This window comes from Prevotellamassilia timonensis, assembly GCF_900106785.1.
Taxonomy (GTDB): Bacteria; Bacteroidota; Bacteroidia; order Bacteroidales; family Bacteroidaceae; genus Alloprevotella; species Alloprevotella timonensis.
On sequence record NZ_LT629830.1, the window covers coordinates 1 to 22251 of the forward strand.

Here is a 22251-nt window from a genome sequence, read left to right on the forward strand (position 1 = left end):
ATTATTTTAGATTTGAAACGGTTTAATATAACCGTTAGAAGAATAAACATTTAACTGAGTATTTGAGAAACAGTGGTAACGAGTTAGCAACTGTGCTATTTTCAGCGTTTTGCGGTGCTATACTGTCAAATAACTCTTTCATTTGCAAAGTTATTACTTTTTATTGAAACGCACACTTTTCCGATATGAAATTTAACAAAAAGTCTCCAACAAATATATGTTAGAGACTTTGATTCATTACAATTGGATTTTTATTTATTCAAATGACGATAAACTATATTTGATATATCTGCCATTATTTTGGCGTTATCATCATCAGACTCACGAGAATCCTTTATCAAAACGACAATGTAGCACTTCTCACCGTTGGGAAGATATATCACTCCTGCATCTCCCTCGCTTATCTGTATGCCATCAGCAGTTCGGTTAGAACGTCCCGTTTTATGCCCAAATTTTATATCGGTAGGCAACCCCGCTATTAGTTTGTTCTTGCCAGACACACAATCAAGCATGGCTGTCTCTAAAAACGCAAAATGCTCTTTTGTCAAAATATTTTCTGTATGAAGTTTCTTGAGCAATTGCGCAATAGCTAATGGTGTGCTCCAATTGTTGTAGCATAACATAATGTCCGTATGCATGCTTTCCTCTGTCTCCGTGAAATTCATATCCTTTATCCCAAGAGATTTTATGTAGGAGTCCACTTTATCAATACCACCAACAAACCTTATTAACCAATCGCATGTGTTGTTGTCGCTAATCGATACTGTGTATTTGATTATATCCCTATAAGATATACGAATCCCTTGGTCGGGATATTTATCCCTTAACGGGCTATACGTGTTTTTCAGCATTTCTTTCTGTTTGATATACACCATTTTGTCCAGCGGAATATTCTCTGCTTCCATTTTTTTCAGAGCTGTCACTGCTATATGGAATTTGAATACACTCATAGTGGGATATTTGTCCTCGTTGGCAATGGCAATTATATCGTCATTATGGATAATTGCTACCCCGACAGACGCTTGCTTCCCTTTGATAATCTTTTCAATTTCTTGGGTCATGTTCTGCCCGAAAGCCATAATGCTGCAACAGCAACAAAGCATAACTGATAATAGCGTTTTTGTCATGTTCATTTTTGATAGTGGAACTTTTTGTTTCATATAGTTTTCTTTTTTGCTTCTTAGCCCAAAGAAGCGGATGCTCAAATGCAGAAACGTGGACTACCAATGCAACATTCTAAGTCGAAGGTCGTAGGAAACCTAAATGCACGAATGTAGTATAGCAGCCCACGCTATATGCGTGAGAACCACTATGCCATCCTTGTGCAGTGTCTTGAATTTCCTACGTTCTCGACTTACAAGAAAGCATAACGCTTCTTTTTCTTATGTCTTGGATAGAGTTGCCTCAATCCGAGTGCAAAAGTACAAAAAATCCGTGATATGTCATTCAACAATCACGGACTTTATTTTGATTTACAGTTGCATACCTCTGTTTTGTCTTGGTTTCGGTATTCCGATAGCTTCCCTAAACTCGTTCATCTTCTTTCTGAACCAGCTTATATGTGATACTCCATCAATCTTGAAATCGAACTTTCCATTTTCATCCTCTTTAATGGAGCAGACGGCACGTTGGGTTTCAAAGCCTTGGTTGAACTCGGAAGAATGTAGCTTGCCTTTTATGGGAACGTCCTTGAATGTGCATAATCTTCGGATAATATCGTCATTGAAGCCCAAGCGTTCACGCAGGAAATTTATTGTCGGTATCAGCTTCTCCACATATGGGAAGTAGCGTTTCACAAAGTCTGTAAACTCGGACAATTTGCGGTGTCGCAGCTCGTAAGCGTCTGTTATCTCCTGTATGTGTTTCGCCTGTTGCTGTTCCCTTTGTCGGGCTTCTTCTTGAAGTTCTGATACACGCTCATGCAGATTCTTGTTCTCCCTCTCCAGCGTCTTGACCTTGTTGCTGCCGAAAAAAGAACCGACACTCTCGGCTATGTTGGTCGCTGCGGTCGTGGCTGCGCCTTTCAGTTTCTCAGTCTGCACCTCTTTCTTGGCTTGGCGGAGTTCCTGCCGTGCCGCTTCTTTCCGCTCCTGCAAATCTACCACTTCCGCTTTGAGGCTATCGACAAGTTTCTGTGTGTCCCGATAATACTGCTGCGTGGACTTGTGCCGTGCCGTTGAACCGTCTATGCCACGCTGCAATCCGTACTTTGCCATCGCAATGGCGTAGGTATCTTGGTAGGTCTTCAATTTCAGCCGTGTCATAATGTCATCGGCACACAGTCTTACGGTGTCGGTCGGCTTCTTGCGGTAGCGTTTCTTTGTCTGTTCCTCCCGTTTCCTGCGCTTACGTTCCCCCTTTACGATTGGAACAAGGGTGATGTGTATGTGTGGCGTTTCCTCGTCCCGATGAAGGTGCGCAGCCACAATATTCTCCTTACCGAACATGAAGGCAAAGTAGCTCATGTTGTCGGCACACCACTCGTCCAATCTGCCTTCTTTTTCGATACGCTCCATGTCCTCATGCGTTCCCGACACGATGATGCGGATTGCCTGTACTTGGTTGTTACCGATTTTGCGTGTCAACCCTGCGTTTTCCAAACGGTGTTGGATGGCTGCTGTTCGGTCTTTCACTCCATCGGGATAGTCGATGAGTTTTCGGTTAAGATGCGTGCGAGTTGGATCGGCGTTCTTCGGTATGATAAAACGCTCGATGTGGGCGGTCGTTCCGCTGTCGGAACCGTGCGCCTTTTCCATATGTAATACGACAAATCCCATATATGGTTTTCCTTTCTTTTTTAGCTTGTGAAACAATGGTTGATTATTCTCCTGTACGGCTTCTGCCGTTGGCTTGGGAGAGTCCAGAGAGGTGCAACCTCTTTGGCTTATTGGGGAATTTTCAGCGTTGCTTGCAATGCGGCTCGGAAAATTCCCTAATAAGCTATGGTATTTTCCGCTTGTAAATATCCGCACGGCTGCAAGCGTTCTCACTCCCTACATCTTCAGCCCTCGCTTTTTCGGTGGCTGCATCATCCGCCTTGCGGATTGGACTTGCCTCTCCTGCTTCATCGGCTCTGCCGATTGGGACAAGGGCTTACCGCACAGGTAGTCGTTCAAGTCCTTATACTCACTATAGTGTATGGACTTGTCGGAAAGGCGTTCCCCGAACCTTGCTTGCAGATGCTCACAGGCTGTCCGTCCTGCCGTATCGTTGTCAAGGAAACAGCCGATTTGGGAATAGTCAGCCAATATGCCCTCCGCCTTTGCGAGATTGGAAACGGAGTTCAAGATGATATAATCCTGCGTGGTCAGTCGGGGGCATTGCGGATTGTTCCTCACACGGATGGAAAGGAACGAGAGGTAATCCATGAAGCCCTCGAAAAGATAACAGGTTGTCGGCTGTTCTCCACTTTGTCGGATATGGGTGATGTCCTTTGGAGCGACACAACCTTTGAAATAGCGGTTGCGCACCTCATAACCACCTGCCATATTCGGGAAACCGATGGCGAAGTATGGTCTGCCCTTGTTTTCAAAATGCAGTTCCTTACATTCCCTCTTGGCGAGTTCGGTGCTTATTCCTCGCTCCTGCAAATAGGATAATAGTACAGGAGAGGATAACTCCGAAACTTGCAGATGTCGGTACATCGGTTCTGAAACGGATTGCCGACCAAAAGAAAATGGTACATGGATGGCGGTGTGCAGATGCGGTGTCTGTTTGGCGATGCACTCCAACAGATACGGCACGTTGTCGGAGCGGTAGAGTTCCGAAGCCAATGCGATGATATTGCCACCCTTGCCGATGCCGAAGTCATACCATTGGTTGAGTTCGGTGTTTACCTTGAACGAGGCTTCGGCTTCCTCTCTCAGCGGTGACTTGTACCAAAGGCTGCTATCTTGTCGCTTGACGGGTGTGTACCCCAGACTTTGCAGATAGTCTGCTATTCTGATTTGTTTTGCTTCCTGTATTGTCATAATGTATATTCCTACGGATTTGATGATGGTTGATAAAGCGATGATTTGATGAACATATGGTTTAACACATTGATTTATATCTATATATCATCTCATCATTTATTCATCAAACCACTCACGAAAAGAGAAATTCATCGTTTACGGTGTCGGGCATGGTCTGTCCGTCCTGTTTTCTCCTTTCATCAGTGAGATACTTTTGATGAATGTTTGATGAGAATGTAAATATCTATATTTCAATATATTTATATACTTATTCATCATTTCATCAAAATAATCATAGTGTTTCCAAAAACGATTTTGTCACGGTGTAGAACCGTCCTGTCTTCCGCATGGGCGAATAGTGACAGTCACGGGTATAGTCCAACTGATAGGTGGTATAGGTAAGCGTGTTGGGTGCAGGATTAAGTTTCCAACACTCTTTCAATACCCTGCGTACTTGATGTTTCTCCACTTTTGCCTGTGAATACCGCAACAAAAGAAAAATATCGTTGCAGTCAAAAGAGAAAGTGTCCGTGCCTACACTTTCCATAATGTCAAGGATAAGCTCGTGCATCTCTATCTCCAATCTGTTGCGGTTGCTGCGGATAATCTTCTGCAAGGCTTCGGTATGCAGTAGTGAGGGCGTGAACCACATACGGCTTTTCTTTTCGGTGGATAGCTGCCTATGCTGTAAATGGTGGAGAAAAGCAGGTATCTCCGCTTTCAGTTTTTGCAGGAAGTCGGTATCATCCGACTGCAAGCGGTCTATCTTGCGCACCCAATAACGGGTTTCACCTGCATCAATGATGACAGGCAGGTACTCGTTGTTTGAACACAGCACGAATTTGGCGAAGAACGCAATTTCGTCACGGTCTTTGCCTTTGGCTTCCACCTTGTAGGATAGTGCCGTGCTCAGGTTCTTCAACCGCTCGCTGTCCTCCCGGCGGCTCAGCAATACTTCGTCCACCACGATAAGGAGTTTCCCAGCCCAGTCGGAATTGAACTGGCTGCGGAAATCCTCGTTGGTGTTGAATGTCACGTTATTCTGAAACAGGGCTTTCAGAAAATTGAGGAATGTACTTTTGCCTGTGTTGCGCTCCTCCGACACCAACAGCAGGATGGGCAACTTCTGAATGGGTTGCAGGTAGAGCAGTTGAAGATAGTCCATTCCCAACTCGTATTGCTCCCCGAAGATATGTTCCACCAATGAGCGGACAGAGGGGAAATCACCCTCTTGCGGTTGGTGGGGTATCGGCTCGTAGAGGTTAAGGAACTTGCCGATTACAGGCTGATAGCTGACGTGTTCGGGTACGGTGCAGAAGCCGTCATACTTGGGTACGCTGCCGATGTAGTCCTTGCCATAGTCTTGGCGCAGGGTCTCGTTGTTCCATGCGATGCGCTTCCTTACATACCCTCCGTTCAGTCTTGGCTGCTCCACAATCTTGTAGAGCGTTGTGCCGACACGGATAAACTCTTCCTTTGCCATGCCGCCATCTGTGGGCGGTCGGTGGCTGTCATTTACTTTGTTTGCTTCCATATTCCAATGATTTAAGTTTGAAAAAATGTCAGCTACAAAAGTATAATCAACTGTCGGATAAGTTGATACGCAAATCACAGCAGAACGCAGCAAAAAATACTTCGGGGCTGTTCGGGGCTGTAAAAACAAAAAATCCGAAGAAACAGAGCTGAAAACAGATGCTTCTTCGGGTGCGTGAGTATGTGTGAATGGCAATACGCCTATGCAAAGTATTTCGGATTTGCCGTATCAGTGATGTTCAGCGAAAAGAAGATGCCTGTTTTTTCTTTTCGCAAGTACAGTCTTTCAAGTATGGCTCTGCGAACCTGTTCCGCTCCGAATGTGTTGATGCGGAAAGCAAGGGCGATGATGGCTTCAAGACTGTAAACCTCCATGCTGCGTTTGTCCGACAGTTTGATGGTATGCTTTGTCTCATATTCCCTCAAAACACCGCTTTTACAAAGAGCCTTTATCCCTGCTCGGATTGTTGGGGCGATAACCCCGAACAACTCGCAGAGTTCCCACTCGGTCATGGCAATGGAGACTGTATCGGTCGGCAGGGCGATGTTGCCCTGTCCGTCCATCGTGATGATGCTTCGTTTCTCTTTCATCTGTATTCTTCTTTATGGGTTATCAAATGGCACTGCAAATGCTTTTCTCCATATCCCCCAACTTGTCGGACAACAGTTCCAAGTCCTGACTTATCTTTTGGGCGGTTATCTTCGCGTAGATTTGAGTGGTCTTTATGTTGGTATGCCCCAACAGGCGGCTGACGGTTTCAATGGGTACTCCGTTGGATAACAGTATGGTAGTTGCTGCCGAATGTCTTGCGACATGATATGTTAAATGTGTCTTTATACCGCACAAATCGGCTATGGCTTTCAGCTTTTTGTTGCAGGTCGTATTACTTGGCATGGGGAAAACCTTATTGTCCTTTGCCATCCCCTTATACTTCTCTATAATCTTTCGGGGAACGTCCAACAGACGGATATTCGATTCGGTGTTGGTCTTCTTTCTTCGGGTGATAATCCATAAGTTACCGTCAAAGAAAGTTTGCAGGTTGTCGGTGGTGAGGTTCTTGACATCGGAATATGCCAACCCCGTGAACACCGAAAACAGAAACAGGTCCCTCACAAGCTCGTGGGTCTTGTCGGGCATCTCGGTATTCATCATGGTGTGTATCTCCTCTTTCGTGATATACCCCCTGTCCACGCTTTCGGGAGAGTTGATATACCCTGCAAAGGGATTGAACGGCAGACGACCGTCATTTCTCGCTATGGAAATGATGTGCTTCAACACAATCATATAGCCCCAAATGGTATTAGTGCGGCATTTCTTCACCGTGCGCAGGAAATACTCGAAGTCGTTGATGAACGTGAGGTTTAACTCTTTGAGGGGAATATCCTCACGCTTGTATGTATGGGGCAGGAACTCCCGAATATGCTTGCAGACGGTTATGTACCGTTGGAATGTTCCTTTGGCACGGCTGTGTCCGACTTTCTTTGCAAACTCCGCATTGTGCTGCTCAAAGAGTTTCAGCAAGGTTTCCTGCTTGATACCGATACCGAGATAGGCATCTTTCAGTTTGGCAGCGGTCACATATCCGTCTGTCTGCATCAGTTCTTGGTAGCGGCGGTTCACCTCCACCCGAATCTTGTCAACCGCACGGTTGATTCTCTGCGCTTCGGCACTCTTGCCCGAAGCACGGTTGTTCTTCACATCCCACAAATGGGGTGGAACTTCCATTTTGCAACTGAACTGCTTAATCTCTCCGTCCACCGTAAGGCGGCACATCAGTGGCAGGTTGCCGTTGGGCTTTGCACTGCCTTTCTTCACGTAGAATAAGACCTTGAATGTACTTCGCATAACTCACTTCTTTTTTGGTGACAAAATTAGTTTACCGTGAGTTACCAACAGCTACGCAAAATTACGCAAATCGCAGAAAAACAGATGCTTATTCTGGAAGTTCACACATTACGGCAGTAATGATGTGGTAACTGAACTCTTGCGTTGTGTGGCTTTTGGATGTCTGCAAACGACCTTTTCCACATCAAAAGCAAAAGCGTAACGACCACTCTTTCAGTTGAATCGCTACGCTTTTCTCAAATTTACTTTTTAGCTATCTGTTTATTTTATATTGGTGTCCGATAAAACGCCGAAACGCGACTTCTTCCGTCTTAAACCCTTTATAAATAGAGTTTCATGCTCTTTATTTAAAAAAGTAAGCCCCTTAAGTAATTGTCAATATTTACGTTTGGGTGCTTTGTGAAAGCGATAACTCAGAGTGAAGAGTAGGTAACGTGGAATGGTGTTATACCACGTTTCAGTGTATCCTTGTGCATTAACCTTTCGTTCTACGTTACGCCGTTGCGCCAAGAGGTCAACTGCAGAACATTTGAATGATAATGCACTATTTTTTAGCAAACGTTTCTCAATTGAAGCATTCCATATCCATTCGTCAGAGTTCATAGAGTGGTCAGCATAGCCACGTCTGCTGAATAAGGTGATGTCTGAAGCTATCTCTACCTTCCAAGGCAGTTTGGCTAATAGTGTAAAGGTTGAACTGATGTCTTTATTGTTTAAGGTTGTAAAATTAGCACGTTGACTTGTGGCGTGTTGCCAGTCAAGCTGTACTTGCAGTCCTGCATTTAATGGCTTGCTTCTGTAGTTGATGCCAACAGATGCGTTAGTGTAGAAGTTGCGCACAGTGCTTAGGCTCATTGACGAAATAGGCACTTCATTTTTTGCTTCCTGCACAAGGTCATTGCTATGTAGGTATGTGAGTTTGATACTACCTTTTAGTTCCCAACGTTCTTTTTTGTCAAGTTCGTGAGCCAAGTCACCCATCCATTCTGTTTGCCAATTGCCATTTATGTTGGCGGGTTGCATGGTGGTAACTCCCGTCAGTGTGTTATAAAATCTTGCCATGCCAATGCCATTGTGTGTTTGGCTGTAGTCAAGATTTGTTTGTACAATCGTGTGACGACTGAATTTATTGTATTGTAATCTTATGCTATATGTGTCTGCAGCTTTTAGAGCAGGGTTACCCTTATTGATGAACAAGGGGTCGCTATTATTGTACGCGTCTAACAAATAATTAGCATTGGGCAGTTGACGACGTACAATAGCTGTAAGTTTGAATTTGTAAAGACTAATGTCTAACCTTGGCGCAACCCATGCGTAGTTTTTGCGCACGATTTGTAGTTGCTGATTGTTGCGCCAATCGTTCACATTACGGTGCATGTAGTTCAATTCAGGCGAAAGGATAAATGTGAATTTCTTTCCGTGTTTTAATTGATAGCTGATACGTAGTTGCTGATGCCAATCCTTGGTTGTTGTCATAAAACTGTTAGCCCAGTCAGTACATACACTCAGCGAATCATAGGTAGAGGGTAACAAACCTAATTGTTTTCCGTCAGGAGTGTTCCATCCATTATTCCATTTGTCTAAACGATATAGCACCGATGAATTTTCATTACGTGCATAGCTTATGGTGTAAGAGGTATTCATGTCGTTTGACCAATTGCCCTTTTCTTTGCGAAACAGATTTCGGGTGATGCTTGCATATATGCTATAGTTGTTTTGTGGCTTTGTTGTGTAACGATTGCGGAAATCATCAGTAGTACTTGTTTGTGGTGAGTGCAACAGATATTGTGAAAATAGGTGTTGTTCTGTTTTGTTATAATCACCTTGAAGGTTGAACGTCCATTTAGACAAACTAAGGTTTAGCATTTCATACAAATGCCAATTTTTTGTTTGCTCTTTTGATAGGTCTCTGTAATAGTTAATGAGGGGCAGTTGAAATGGCTGCACATAGCCTTTAAGGATGAAAATGCTATCAAGTACAGCGGTAGGATAGGTTTCTGTAATTTGCTGGTATAATGTAATGTTTTGGTTATCGCTATGTGTGTGGGTATTGCCCAATGTAAGTGAGTGATACCACGTTAAAAATGCATTTTTGCCTGCATACTTTCCATCAGCCAACCACTCTGTGGAGCAAATGGTAGCATGGTTTAAGAAGTGTGATCGCCCATACGTGTCATTGGTTTCATAGTAGTTAGTTTTGACCGAGCGATTGTCTATGTTGTTGGTGCTGTGTGTTATATTTACAGAAGTGCTGATGCGGTTCTTGTTGTTACGGCCGTTATATGCAAAGTTTGCACCTGCCTTCTGAATGCTCATTTGCCCATTTGGCACCACATTTTTATACCATGTGCCGTCTCCCCAAGGTTGTGTCTTGTCGTTAAGGTTGTTAGCACTTCCATACACAAAGAGTTCTGTGCGGTCTGTAAAGCGCATGCCAAATAGTCGGCTTAAGAAGCGGCTGTCAGTGCCGCCACTTGCTTCAGCGTTAGCAATCCATCCTTGGTTGTAGTCTTTTTTCAAGTTTACGTCAATCACCCACGGATCATTTATTTGTGCGCTCTTGTCTTGTCGTGTTAAGTAAGCATCATCAGGCGCCTTTTGGTAGGCTTTTACTTTGCTTACAATGTAGGCGGGAAGATTCTCCATGGCCTTTTGCACATCGCCATTAAACAAGTCTTTGCCATTAATGAGCATAGAACTAACTTTGTTGCCATTAATGGTAATGACGCCACCTCTCTCAATCTTTACACCAGGCAATTGCCCTATGAGTTGGTCAAGCATCGATCCCTCGCTAAGTTCAAAGGCATCGGCATTGTACACAATAGTGTCACCTTTCATCACCATTTTTATTTTTGTGGCATTTACTACTGCTTCATTAAGGTTGCGCAAGGCTACTTCACGTTCAAGAGCTACCTCGTTGAACTTTATTTCAGTAGTGGCTTCAGCACGTATGATGCGTGTTTTATAGCCTTTACATTCAAACTTGATAAGGTAGTAGGGGTGTGATGACTTGACCTCGCAGGCATAAAATATTTCACGTCCGCCTGTCGACCCTCCGCTGTAGCCCACATGGCACGTACTTATGAGTGTGCTGTCTTGTGTTAAAACTGATACGTGAGCTTGGCTTAGTTGACGATTTGAAACTTTGTCTACTACATGAATGTAGATGTTGCTTGTCTTTTCTTTTTGTGCAAAGGCATTTGTTGCACTCAGTGTAATAGATACGAGTAGTGCAAGACTATATAATATGTGTAGGTGTAATGCTTTCATGGCTTGTGTGGTAAAGTAAGGTTATTATGTGGGGCTCAATTTTATTTAGAATAAGTTGCGTGGCAAAGTTAAAAAAAACGTTTGAATATTATTGGTGTCCGATAACTATGTTAACCTTTTCAGTTTGTTAAACAACCCAGAGAAGGACTGGCTTAACCTTCTTGAAAAGGCCTCAATTTTTCCTCCCGAACCTTCGTAAATCTTAGAGGGGGCTTGTCTTGCACAAATAATAAGCTCAACCGCCTAAAATCAGCGGTTGAGCCTAACAAGTATGCGCTTTTTTGAGTTTTATCGGACACCAATAATTATTTTATGAGATGACCCAAAGAATGCGTTTACTTCAGCACGCTCTCAAGTTCCTCAACCTCGCGTCTGAAAGTCTTTTCCACTCCAATGCGACGTGTCACCTGATTACAGGCATAAAGTACGGTGCTGTGATCGCGTTTGCCAAACATTCTACCTATATGGCTGTAAGTGGTGTCGGTGTACTTGTGTATCAAGAACATTGCCAACTGGCGCGCCTGCACAATAGTCTGTTTGCGACTTTTTGACGAGAGGTCCTTTTGCTTCACACCATATCGCTGGCATACTGCTGCAGATATGTCATCGGCAGAGAGTTCTTTCTTTTCCAAATTTACGGCACGTGCCACTACACGCTGGGTTAATTGCATATCTATTTCGCAATTATCAACCACCGAATAGGCCATAATGGAATTGACAATACCCTCGAGCTCACGCACACTGCTTTCCACATTCTGGGCTATATACTGCACCACATCAGGCGGGATAGCCTGCTCCAAACCGTCGCGGCGTATCTTTGACACCAATATGTCGCGGCGCAGCTGCGTGTCGGGCTTTTCCATTTCCACTACCATACCCCACTTAAAACGGGTGAGCATACGCTCCTCTATGCCCTCAAACAGCACGGGCGGACGATCGCATGTAATGATTATTTGTCTGTTATTTTGCTGCAAATGGTTGAATATGTGGAAAAAGGCCATTTGAGTTTTCGACGTAGTAATCTCCTGTATATCGTCAATTATCAATACTTCAATCGACTGATAGAAATTGATAAAATCGTTTTGCGTGTTATGTATTACCGAGTCGGTATATTGGGTTTTGAACACGTGCGCCGATACAAACAGCACACGTTTTTCGGGATTTAACTGCTTGATGCGTACACCTATGGCATTGACCAAGTGTGTTTTGCCCACACCGCTCGGCCCGTACAGAAAGAATGGGTTAAAAGCACTTTTGCCCGGACTCTCGGCTATGCTTAGTCCCACACTGCGCGAGAGTTTGTTGCTACCACCCTCTACAAAATTCTCAAACGTGTAACGACGGTTGAGTTGCGAATCGAGCGGCGGCATTTTTGCCTGCGTCTGTTGTGGAGTTACCCGGTATCGGTTAATTTCCTTTTCGTTTGGCGTCACCAATATCGGATTGGGCGCTACATTCTCAGCCGGCTTTTGCTCTATCACATACTTCAGCCTGACGCTGCGCCCACAATAGTGACTGACTACCTGCAAGAAATATTTGGCATAGTTGCTTTCAAACAACTCTGCAAACAATTTGTTGGGCACTCCAACCTTTAGCAATCCCTCGTCAAAACTGACAAACTGCAAAGGCTCGAACGATGCCTTGTATATGTCTGCAGGTACATTTTGCTTGATATACTGCAACGATGTCTGCCAATATGTGAGCGTATGGTCTTGCATTGAGGATATTTAGAGTTTACAACTTGCCGATAGGGTTTGCAAAGTTCCGAATTTTATTTGAAATGACGAAAGATATAAAGCACATTTTGCTAACAAGGATTGTCAATAGAACATGAAGACAGTCGCTGCAATAAAGTTCTCCTCACAGCCCGTCACACGTAGCATTGCACATACTAAGATAAATGGAACGGACACGCTTAATCGCCCGTTACATTTGTATAAAAACATCTGTCACATGAGCAGGTGTTCAATATTAGGTAATTACTAATTACTTGCCATTCTTGCCAAATATGGAGAAATGCACATAACGTTTGAGGTGCAACTTGAGATCTATCATCAACGAGTCGGCAGAGCGCAAGGTAGAGTTCAAGTTGTCACATACGCCACGATCGTTCAAGAACAAGACAAGTGTGTCCTGAGTTCATCAGTCCTCTTGTAAACAAATGTATGTGCTTTTACTGCCATCTTACACTTTTTACACGTAACAAGTTGATACACAACGGTTTCAAGTGTGTAAGATGATTTCAAAGTATCTTACACGCCCTTGCATATATCTTACACATCACATCCCGCTGTCGCACAGTCGGTTTGGACGTATGCGGCGGGGTTTACACCATAGGGACGTAGGAGAATCTGTCGGAGCAACAGACTTTTCTGCTCCCCTATGCCGTGATATCTTCCTCCCGTGCTCGTGCCGTGTGGCAGCATGTGGGTTGTGTAGGTTGTGTGTAGGTAGGATTGGCAGTATCTTACACTGAATAAAGCATTGATAGTCAATGAGTTGCAACGTGTTTGTGTAAGATGTAAGATACACGACAAGTAAAGTTTTTGTAGTAAGGTTAAGGTACCAAGTGCAACTTTATCGTCGTGGAGCTTTTATAAATTGTTGCTGTTTCGGTGAAACGCTAACATGCGAACGGACTCAAGCACCAAACGCTACTATCAAACGCTACCACTAAACGCTACCACTAATGGGGGCGACGCGTCCCGCGTTAAGGTAAAGGCTCACAGACAGAAGTGTAATTACTGCTGTCTGTGAGCCTTTATTTGGTGTGCGTGCATTGTATTTCACCGACGCGGGACGCGTCGCCCCCATTAGAGCGCAATGCCCTGGCACAATAGTTCTTTACATGGCTTCGAATTTGCTTTTTAACCTGTCAATCTGATTCAAGACGCAAGCACTAACGGGGGCGACGCGTCCTGCGTCGTTTTTTTTCAGCAATCTCGTCTCACACCAGAAAAAGGACTGTTCGCCCTTAAAAGAGCGATACAAAACCAGCTTTTTGGCTTGCGCCAGCCCAAATTGCCATATTAAGACAAATGGAACGGGCACGCTTGAGCGCCCGTTCCATTTGTATAAAACCACCTGTCACCTGAACAGGTGTTCAATATTGGGTAATTACTTATCCTTCTTGCCGAATATGGAGAAATGCACATAACGTTTGGGGTGCGACTTGAGGTCTATCATCAACGAGTCTGCATTGCGCAAGGTAGAGTTCAAGTTGTCATATACGCCACGATCGTTCAAGAACAAGCCAAGTGTGTTATCCTTGCTCTTGAGTTTTGTATCGAGCGACGTAGACATTTCGCCAAGCTGGTTGGCCAAACGATTGGCACTGGCCAACGTAGCATTGGCACTATTGAGCGTAGTCTGTACATCAAGCGCCGCCAATTTTCCCGTAAAGCGCTCGGCATTGGCACTGGTATTTTTCAAACTGGCAAGCATCACAGGCACATCGTTCTGCATCAGCACGTTAAGTTTCTCTGACGTCTGCTTCAAATTGCTTGTTATAGCCTGTGCATTGTGTAATGTGGCAGCCAAGGCGGGGTCTGAAGTGAGACGGTTCAAGTTGTCCATAATCGAGTCGAGTTTTGGCAGCATCTTTTCTATCTGCGGCACCATCTCGCCCACTCTGTCCATTGCACCGAGGTGCATGCCGCCCTGTATGGTGTCACCCTGCTCTATATTCTTAACAGGATTGGGACCAAGCACAAGCGTCATTTTCACGCCGCCCATAAGTTCGGCCTCGAGTTCGGCACGCGTTTGTTGCGGCACGCGCATCTCATCATCGAGTTCGATGCCTACCACCACATACTCGCCACGCTTATAGTCATAATCAATCGTACGTACAATACCCACAGGGTAGCCGTTGGCATAGACGGGGTTCGACACAGCAAGACCTGCTACGTCCTTAAACTTGACATAATAGGTATTGGTTGACTTGAACACGTTAATGCCCTTCAAAAAGTTCAATCCCACAAACAGCAGCACGAGTGCCACCACTGCTGTGAGTGCTATTTTCATTTCCTTCTTCATACTTTGTTCTATTCTGTTGCAAGTAGTTGAGTCTGTTATTATTCTTTTTCCTTGGCTCGCGCTTCGGCCACAGTCACACTTTTGCCTGCCACAGTGGCTACTATATAGGCTGCGGGCAATTTTGCCTTCACCGTTTTCTGTGCTTTTTGCGCCTCAGCGTAAGTGTGATAGGTGCCATAATAGTATTTATAAAGCGCACCTTCCTTCACACGCGTTACGTCCAAGCCCTTAAACTGTGGGTCGTTAGCGGCAATTTCCTTCTTGCCCGCACCCACTTGTATACGGTAAGTCACACGTTGCTTGGCACGTGCGCCCATTTGTTCTTTCTTTGTATTCTTACCCTTTGTCTCCTTCGGGGACTCCTTCTTCGTTGCTGTTTGCTTGCCCTTGGCTTTATCTGTATCCTTATCCTTGGCTGTAGACTTAGCTGCCGCACTTTGCTTAGGTGTAGGTGCAGCACTTTGCTTAGGTTTAGCACTTTGCTTAGGTGTAGCATTTTGCTTATGTGTTGCCACAGGCTTATTTGCCACAGCCGGTGTCCGCTTGGCAGCTGGTTCCTCCACTTTGCGTACTGGTGCAGTCTGCGCCGTTACCGGTCGCGTTTTAGGTCGTGATGGTCTGCACGTTTCAGTCACAGGCTTCTCTTCATTTTTATCTGCATCAGACTTCGCTATACGCGCCGTGGGCACAGCCTGAACCGGTACAACAGCCACCTCTTTAGCTGAGGGGGTGTCTTTGCAGTTAGCGTTCACAGGTTGCTGTGCCACATCATTCGCAGCAGCCACCTGCAATGGCAGGTTAGCCGGAATGTCGTTGACACCACGCTGGTGCATGCGGCGATAGGCCAGGAAACCATTATAAATGCTGCGGCTCAACTCTGTCACGCCCTGTTGTGAATTAAGATACGCTTCTTCAGAAGGTGTGGTAATAAAGCCCAATTCTGTCAGCACCGAAGGCATCGAGGTATTGCGAAGCACCAAAAATCCAGCTTGATGAACACCTTTATTTGGTCGTCCTGCCGAGGCGTACTGACGCTGAATGCAAGTAGCGAGATCGACACTTTGCTTCATAAACTTGTCCTGCATGAACTCAAATATCACATAGCTCTCAGCCTTATTCGGATCAAAGCCCTGATAGGTACTTTTGTAATCGCTCTCGAGCGTAATAACTGAATTCTCACGTTTGGCTACAGCCAAGTTGGCATTGGCACGTGCCATACCCAGCGTATAGGTTTCAGACCCATAAGCCTGTCGTCCTGCAGGCAACGCATTGGTATGTACCGACACAAAAAGGTCAGCTTTGTTATTATTTGCTATATCGGCGCGTCGTTGCAAAGGTATAAACACATCTGTTTTACGCGTATAAACCACCTTTACGTCAGGGCAATTATTTTCAACCAGCCGGCCAAATGCCAACGCCACTTTAAGATTGATATCCTTTTCTTTTGAATAGGCACCAATTGCCCCTGCGTCATGCCCGCCATGTCCAGCATCAATTACGAGTGTAAAATTACGCTTTTCTACGTCAGCCAACGAGACAAACGGCATTATTGCGACAAACAGAACAATTTGTAAGTATTTCAAAAGAGAAGGCCTCATGTGTTTTAAGAGATTTTGCTATAAGTTTCTTAGTGTAGTATAAAATCATTACTACATACAAATGCAGTGCAAACCGAGCGCAGAACGTCAAGCTCGCTTGAACGCTATGCCGAGGTGCTGCCTATTTTGTGCAAAAATAGTGCAAACCGAGCGCAGAACGTCAAGCTTGCTTGAACGCTATGCCGAGGTGCTGCCTATTTTGTGCAAAAATAGTGCAAACCGAGCGCAGAACGTCAAGCTTGCTTGAACGTTATGCCGAGGTGCTGCCTATTTTCTGCAAAGGTAATGCAAAATGATGGTTGTGCAAAATAATCGCGCAACATATAAAACAACATGCCGTTCAAGGTGGCACACTTGTCCAACCCTGAACGGCACATACTGTCATTTCATGTAAAAGCATTCGGAACGTTGCATTCCGACCTGCTATTCACAACTCGATTTTACTTCAATTTGCTGACAGCCTCCTTAATGCGGCGCAAGGCTTCAACAATGTTTTCATCGCTTGTGGCATAGCTCATTCGGAAGCACTCAGGTGAACCAAACGCGGCACCACCCACTGTAGCCACATGGCCTACTTCAAGCAAATAAATGGCAAAATCCATAGAATCTTTGATTACACGCTGTCCATCAGTCTTGCCGAAATAGTAGCTGCACTTGGGGAAGAGGTAGAAGGCACCGTGAGGATCGTTTACTTCAAAGCCAGGAACTTCCTTTGCCAATTTTACAATCAGGTTCTTACGACGTTCAAAAGCCTGTCGCATATCTTCCACGCACTGTTGCGGACCAGCAAAAGCTGCAGTAGCAGCCATTTGGCTCACCGAGCAAGGACCACTGGTGTACTGTCCCTGCAATTTGCTGCAAGCCTTGGCCAATTCAATCGGGGCTGCCAAGAAACCGATACGCCAACCTGTCATGGCGTATGCTTTCGACACACCATTGATAACGATTGTACGCTCTTTCATACCCTCACAAGTAGCTATTGAAGCATGCTGGCCTACATAGTTGATGTGTTCGTAAATTTCATCGCTGATTACGTACACACCCTCGTGTTTGCGGAGCACCTCGGCCAAAGCCTCAAGCTCGGTCTGATTGTATACCGAACCTGTTGGGTTGCTGGGCGAACAAAGAATAATGGCACGTGTTTTAGGTGTGATAGCAGCCTCGAGCTGTGCAGGAGTAATTTTGAAATCCTGCTCTATGGTAGCCTCCACAAATACGGGCTTGCCATCAGCCATGAGCACCATTTGCGGGTAGCTCACCCAATAAGGTGCAGGAATAATTACCTCCTCACCCGGTGAAACGATGGCCATCACAGCATTGCACACGCATTGCTTGGCACCATTCGAACATACAATCTGCTCTGGAGCATAATCCAGTCCGTTCTCATTTTTGAGTTTAGCGCAAATAGCCTTGCGCAATGCAGGATAACCTGCCACTGGCGAATAGCGCGAATAATTCTCGTCAATAGCCTTTTTAGCAGCCTCCTTTATATGATCGGGGGTATTAAAGTCGGGTTCGCCAACCGAGAGGTTGATAATGTCAACGCCTTGTGCCTTGAGTTCTGCACTCTTTTGCGACATGGCAAGGGTGGCCGAAGGGGCCAAACGGTTTACGAGTGTTGAAAGCATTTTTGTAGATATGTATTAAAGATGTATGTGTAAAAGGGGCGAGTGCCAAACCTCATGTGTTTTGCACCCAACCCCTTCGTTTTTTAATAATCAGCTGCGTCTGTCACCCAAAATGCGGAGCAGATACAAGAATAAGTTGATAAAGTCCAAATAAAGCGAAAGACTGCACAACAAAGCTATTTTCAGCATGTTTGTATCGCCTGCGCCCTCGCTCTGGCGAAGTATTTCCTTCATTTTCTGCGTGTCATAAGCAGTCAGACCGCAAAACAAGAACACGCCAATGTATGTCAAAGCCCAATCTAACGTGCTGCTGGCCACAAACATATTGACCACAGTGGCTATAATAAGGCCAAACAGAACCATGATTAAAAGGCGGCCAAATGCCGAGAGGTCCTTTTTAATAGTAAAACCGACCACACTCATGGCGCCAAATGTGCCGGCTGTCACCAAAAACGTCGTAGCCACGCTCGACTCGGTGTACGCCAACAATATATATGACATGGCCACGCCATTGAGCACAGAGTAAGCCACAAACATCAGCCCTGCCACAGCAAACGACAAACGCATGATATTGGCCGAAAGTATCCATACCAAAGCCAACTCGGCAATGAATATGCCCCAAATCAGGCCGCGGCTCGAGGCTATGGTATAAAGCAAGGACTCATTGCCTGCCACATAAAAGGCTGTCATACCTGTCACAGCCAGAGCCATTGTCATCCACAGATACACCTTCGTCATCAGCGACGACGTGCTCAACGTGGCCGACTGCGGAGCTTCAACCACATTGGGATTGTATTCATAAATGTTACGTTCCATAATCGATCAGATTTTATAAGTGCAAAGTGTGTCCCATGCGCTCCTTCTTGGTTTCAAGGTAACGCTTGTTATACTTGTTAGGCGTAATTTCTATTGGCACATTTTCAGTAATCTCAAGTCCATAAGCCTCGAGGCCCACACGCTTTACAGGATTGTTGGTGAGCAAACGCATTTTGCGCACACCGAGCATGCCGAGTATTTGTGCACCAACGCCATAGTCACGTTCGTCGGGGTCATAACCAAGATGCACATTGGCATCTACCGTGTCGTAGCCCTCTTCCTGCAATTTATAAGCTGCAATTTTGGCCATCAGCCCAATGCCGCGCCCCTCTTGATTGAGGTAAAGCACCACGCCCTTGCCTTCTTTCTCTATCATGCGCATGGCTTTGTGCAGTTGTTCGCCACAATCGCAACGCTCTGAACCAAAAATATCACCAGTCATACACGATGAGTGCACACGCACAAGCACGGGGTCATCAGCCTCCCACTCGCCCTTTATCAAAGCGATATGTTCGAGTCCGTTACTCTTTTGACGGAACGGTATCAAACGGAAGTGACCATATTCGGTAGGCATATCCACCTCTTCTCCTTTTTCAACAAGGCATTCCGTTTTAAGGCGGTAGGCTATAAGGTCCTTGATGGTGATGATATGCAAGCCCTCGCGTTCGGCAAACGCCTGCAACTGCGGCATACGCGCCATAGTTCCATCTTCATTAAGTATCTCTATCAAGCAAGCGGCAGGTTGCATGCCGGCCAAACGGGCAAGGTCTACTGCAGCTTCGGTATGTCCGGCACGTGCCAACACGCCACGATCTTGTGCATAAAGGGGGTTGATATGTCCCGGTCGTCCAAAACTCTCAGGCCGACTGTCGGAGTTGGCCAGGGCACGTATGGTAGCTGCACGGTCATGGCAACTTACACCAGTAGTACACCCCTCGAGCAGATCGACTGTTACCGTAAACGGGGTGCCAAGCATACTGGTATTGGTCTGCACCTGATGTTCAAGCCCCAATTGGTTGCAACGCTCTATGGTAACAGGCGCACACAACACACCACGGCCATTGCGCAACATAAAATTCACATGCTCGGGTGTCACCAATTCGGCAGCCATAATCAGGTCGCCCTCGTTTTCGCGGTCCTCGTCATCTACTACAATAACGAATTGTCCTTTTTTGAAATCTTGTATAGCTTCCTCAATCGAAGCAAGTTTGAATGAGCTCATTATGTTTCGTATTATATTATCTTATTTGAGTGTGCATAGCCTAATGTTTGCCAACAAACCACAGTGAGGCCACACGCATAAAACGGGCCTGTGCCAGTCCCCACTCCACTATTTGTCAAGGCGCCTGTTGCGGCAATCGCAAGGGAAGCGGTGCGCCATTTCCAAGAGGCAATTGGCCGGGCGCAACACCGCCATCGGGCTGTTTGGGGGTATTCGGCGTGAGTTCGCCATGCTCCTGCATGTAGCGTTTATACTGATACCGGCGCCAAGCGTGCCAACCGCCATAACCGGCCATGGCCAACAAAACAGCAGCCAGCAAGGTTATGACAACACGCCGGTTCAAAGTCCAACGTTGGATTATGCCCCCCGAGGGCGATACAGCTGCGCCATTGGCCACGGTGTCACCTCCTTCAACGAGCGTATTTCCCTGCAGCAATGCCAAGAGTTGCTCACTGGTACGCACAATCACACGCATATCACGGTAAAGGCGCAGGCGGAAACGCCAAATTCTAAACCAAAGCACTATGCCCAACGGCACAAAAAGCCCCGCCGCCACATTGGCCCATTTTTTGTCAAAAGGCGAAGTGTGCGCATGAGTATATAATATCGGATAGCGATTTAGCACCTCAAGCACCACGCGGTTACGACTGTTCGACAATTCCTCAACGATGCGCTCCATCTGTTCGTCAATCTGCTCTGCCACACGATCTGGCACATGATGGAAGAATATATTCGCATAGCTTGGCGCGCGCAACAATTTAGTCTTCTCGTTGTAAGCCTTGCATGCTGCAATGAGTGCCTCAATCTCTGCAGGCAATTTGTCCAAGCGCGGCTCATCAATAATAACCTCTTTCCTGAAGATGTGACGTGACGTACGCAAGCCAAACAAGCGCACGAAGAAATGCTTGTAAGCATCTATGTTGAACACAACCGAATCTTTGTTGGCCTTATACGTAAAGAATACGCTGAACGGTGCAATGACCATTGTGCTTATCCACATACCGAGCACCATGTTGATATTGCCATCGCGAGCCATTTTCATGCCCGAGGTGTAAATGATGTACCACACAATGAATATGGCCACCGAAATGACGGTTGGCATACCGAGGCCACCCTTGCGTATGATGGCACCCAGCGGTGCACCTACAAAGAAGAAGAGCAAACAAGCCAACGAATAGGTTATCTTATTATGCCATTCCACCTCGTGCCCCAACAAGCTGCGCTGTTCTTGGTCTGCGCCCATGGCTTTCCATTCCAAATCTGCCGAAACAGACTTCACGCTCGACAGTGCAATTTGCCTTGCCATCTGTAGTTTTTGAGGGTCTGCATGAGCCACAATCGTGTCAAAAGCGAGTGTGCTCTGCCCTTGGCGCGACCGCAACAAGTTCAACAACGCCACAGAGTCCTTTGCTGGCAACTGCGGACGTCGATAGTATGTCACACAGGCATCTTTGTAATATTGCCGTCCCACAGAGTCCAACTCGGCATTCATCGAGTCCACGCTTTGCTGAATTTGCTTCATGTTTTTGGCAGTGGGCATACCGGCAATCAGACTTTTGTCCATCAAGTTGAAGTTGCTGTCAAAGTCTATCAGCAAAGTCTTGAAACGGAATGTTTCGCGGTCGAAAGGCTCATGCGCACCATTCTGCATCATTTGCGTGGCTGCACCGCCCGACGATTCAAGACTCTCAAATTGTTCACCATTCCACAGTTCCAGGCGCAAGTGCATTTTATCACGTGTCACCTCCAGGCGGGCCGAATCTGCCAGCACAATCTGCGCACGGTCAAAACCCTGATCTGTTTTGTAAATTATGGTTTGGTACAACATGCCTGTGAGCGTGTTCTTACGCTGCACATATATGTTGATATTAGGCACGCCATTGTAGAACACACCTTCGGGTATCTCTACCGCTGGCGACTGCTCTTTCATGCTGAACAGGAGCGTGCGCATATTTATCTGCGCATCTGGCGATGTAAAATTCTGAAAGTAGAATGATGTACCCGTCAAGAATGCTGCAAAAATGGCCAACGGGCGCATGATGCGTATCAACGGTATGCCTGCCGCCTTCATGGCCAGCAACTCAAACGACTCCCCCATATTACCAAAGGTGATGAGCGAAGCCAGCAATACCGAAAGGGGCAAAGAGTCGCGCACCAAAGTTTGAGCCATATACCAGTAAAACTTGGCCAAAATGTCGAACGACAGTCCCTTACCTATTAAATCGTCTACATAACGCCATGTAAACTGCATCATAAAAACAAAGAGTACGACAAAGAAAGCCCCTGCAAACACGAGCAGGAACTTTTTGAGTACATACCAGTCTAACTTCTTTATTATGACCATTATTGT

At 45.8% G+C, this 22251-nt stretch carries 15 protein-coding genes; all 15 read right to left on the reverse strand.

Annotated features, from left to right (window positions below):
* Positions 1-251 precede the first annotated feature (251 nt).
* Positions 252-1160, reverse strand: coding sequence for an MUN family extended-spectrum class A beta-lactamase MUN-1 (locus tag BQ5453_RS00030; protein WP_206340447.1), 909 nt, complete (start codon positions 1158-1160; stop codon positions 252-254).
* Between the two features lie 312 nt (positions 1161-1472).
* Complete coding sequence (gene mobV, locus BQ5453_RS00035) at positions 1473-2777, reverse strand: MobV family relaxase (protein WP_048927168.1); 1305 nt, start codon at positions 2775-2777, stop codon at positions 1473-1475.
* Between the two features lie 216 nt (positions 2778-2993).
* Entirely contained in the window at positions 2994-3971 is a 978-nt protein-coding gene (locus BQ5453_RS00040; protein WP_048927169.1) for a toprim domain-containing protein, read from the reverse strand.
* A gap of 274 nt (positions 3972-4245) precedes the next feature.
* A complete protein-coding gene (locus BQ5453_RS00045; protein WP_054350315.1) occupies positions 4246-5487 on the reverse strand; it encodes a primase-helicase family protein in 1242 nt (413 codons plus the stop codon).
* 200 nt (positions 5488-5687) lie between these two features.
* On the reverse strand, positions 5688-6077 hold the full coding sequence (locus BQ5453_RS00050; RefSeq protein WP_048927171.1) for a virulence RhuM family protein: 390 nt from the start codon (positions 6075-6077) through the stop codon (positions 5688-5690).
* 22 nt (positions 6078-6099) lie between these two features.
* Positions 6100-7332: a site-specific integrase gene (locus tag BQ5453_RS00055; protein WP_048927172.1), complete on the reverse strand. Its 1233-nt coding sequence runs from the start codon at positions 7330-7332 to the stop codon at positions 6100-6102.
* A 375-nt stretch (positions 7333-7707) separates the two neighbouring features.
* Complete coding sequence (locus tag BQ5453_RS00060) at positions 7708-10602, reverse strand: TonB-dependent receptor (protein WP_071121618.1); 2895 nt, start codon at positions 10600-10602, stop codon at positions 7708-7710.
* Between the two features lie 335 nt (positions 10603-10937).
* A complete protein-coding gene (gene dnaA / locus BQ5453_RS00065) occupies positions 10938-12320 on the reverse strand; it encodes a chromosomal replication initiator protein DnaA (protein WP_022101395.1) in 1383 nt (460 codons plus the stop codon).
* 268 nt (positions 12321-12588) lie between these two features.
* Entirely contained in the window at positions 12589-12717 is a 129-nt protein-coding gene (locus BQ5453_RS14645; protein ID WP_262503116.1) for a hypothetical protein, read from the reverse strand.
* A gap of 1002 nt (positions 12718-13719) precedes the next feature.
* Positions 13720-14637, reverse strand: a complete 918-nt coding sequence (locus tag BQ5453_RS00075) for an MlaD family protein (RefSeq protein ID WP_071121620.1) — start codon at positions 14635-14637, stop codon at positions 13720-13722.
* 38 nt (positions 14638-14675) lie between these two features.
* Positions 14676-16184, reverse strand: coding sequence for an N-acetylmuramoyl-L-alanine amidase (locus BQ5453_RS00080; RefSeq protein WP_235859999.1), 1509 nt, complete (start codon positions 16182-16184; stop codon positions 14676-14678).
* Positions 16185-16675: 491 nt separating this feature from the next.
* Complete coding sequence (locus BQ5453_RS00085; protein WP_071121622.1) at positions 16676-17863, reverse strand: pyridoxal phosphate-dependent aminotransferase; 1188 nt, start codon at positions 17861-17863, stop codon at positions 16676-16678.
* A 90-nt stretch (positions 17864-17953) separates the two neighbouring features.
* Positions 17954-18679, reverse strand: a complete 726-nt coding sequence (locus BQ5453_RS00090) for a Bax inhibitor-1/YccA family protein (RefSeq protein ID WP_071121623.1) — start codon at positions 18677-18679, stop codon at positions 17954-17956.
* 13 nt (positions 18680-18692) lie between these two features.
* On the reverse strand, positions 18693-19901 hold the full coding sequence (locus tag BQ5453_RS00095; RefSeq protein ID WP_071121624.1) for a bifunctional 3,4-dihydroxy-2-butanone-4-phosphate synthase/GTP cyclohydrolase II: 1209 nt from the start codon (positions 19899-19901) through the stop codon (positions 18693-18695).
* Positions 19902-20016: 115 nt separating this feature from the next.
* Entirely contained in the window at positions 20017-22245 is a 2229-nt protein-coding gene (locus BQ5453_RS00100) for an LptF/LptG family permease (RefSeq protein WP_071121625.1), read from the reverse strand.
* Positions 22246-22251: the final 6 nt, after the last annotated feature.

What these genes read in the sequence shown, in the direction of transcription:
- BQ5453_RS00085 (WP_071121622.1), bottom strand. Translation starts at nt 17,863, where the DNA reads ATGCTTTCAACACTCGTAAACCGTTTGGCCCCTTCGGCCACCCTTGCC.
- dnaA (WP_022101395.1), bottom strand. Translation starts at nt 12,320, where the DNA reads ATGCAAGACCATACGCTCACATATTGGCAGACATCGTTGCAGTATATC.
- mobV (WP_048927168.1), bottom strand. Translation starts at nt 2,777, where the DNA reads ATGGGATTTGTCGTATTACATATGGAAAAGGCGCACGGTTCCGACAGC.
- BQ5453_RS00040 (WP_048927169.1), bottom strand. Translation starts at nt 3,971, where the DNA reads ATGACAATACAGGAAGCAAAACAAATCAGAATAGCAGACTATCTGCAA.
- BQ5453_RS00060 (WP_071121618.1), bottom strand. Translation starts at nt 10,602, where the DNA reads ATGAAAGCATTACACCTACACATATTATATAGTCTTGCACTACTCGTA.
- BQ5453_RS00030 (WP_206340447.1), bottom strand. Translation starts at nt 1,160, where the DNA reads ATGAAACAAAAAGTTCCACTATCAAAAATGAACATGACAAAAACGCTA.
- BQ5453_RS00055 (WP_048927172.1), bottom strand. Translation starts at nt 7,332, where the DNA reads ATGCGAAGTACATTCAAGGTCTTATTCTACGTGAAGAAAGGCAGTGCA.
- BQ5453_RS00095 (WP_071121624.1), bottom strand. Translation starts at nt 19,901, where the DNA reads ATGAGCTCATTCAAACTTGCTTCGATTGAGGAAGCTATACAAGATTTC.
- BQ5453_RS00080 (WP_235859999.1), bottom strand. Translation starts at nt 16,184, where the DNA reads ATGCCGTTTGTCTCGTTGGCTGACGTAGAAAAGCGTAATTTTACACTC.
- BQ5453_RS00045 (WP_054350315.1), bottom strand. Translation starts at nt 5,487, where the DNA reads ATGGAAGCAAACAAAGTAAATGACAGCCACCGACCGCCCACAGATGGC.
- BQ5453_RS00075 (WP_071121620.1), bottom strand. Translation starts at nt 14,637, where the DNA reads ATGAAGAAGGAAATGAAAATAGCACTCACAGCAGTGGTGGCACTCGTG.
- BQ5453_RS00090 (WP_071121623.1), bottom strand. Translation starts at nt 18,679, where the DNA reads ATGGAACGTAACATTTATGAATACAATCCCAATGTGGTTGAAGCTCCG.
- BQ5453_RS00100 (WP_071121625.1), bottom strand. Translation starts at nt 22,245, where the DNA reads ATGGTCATAATAAAGAAGTTAGACTGGTATGTACTCAAAAAGTTCCTG.
- BQ5453_RS00050 (WP_048927171.1), bottom strand. Translation starts at nt 6,077, where the DNA reads ATGAAAGAGAAACGAAGCATCATCACGATGGACGGACAGGGCAACATC.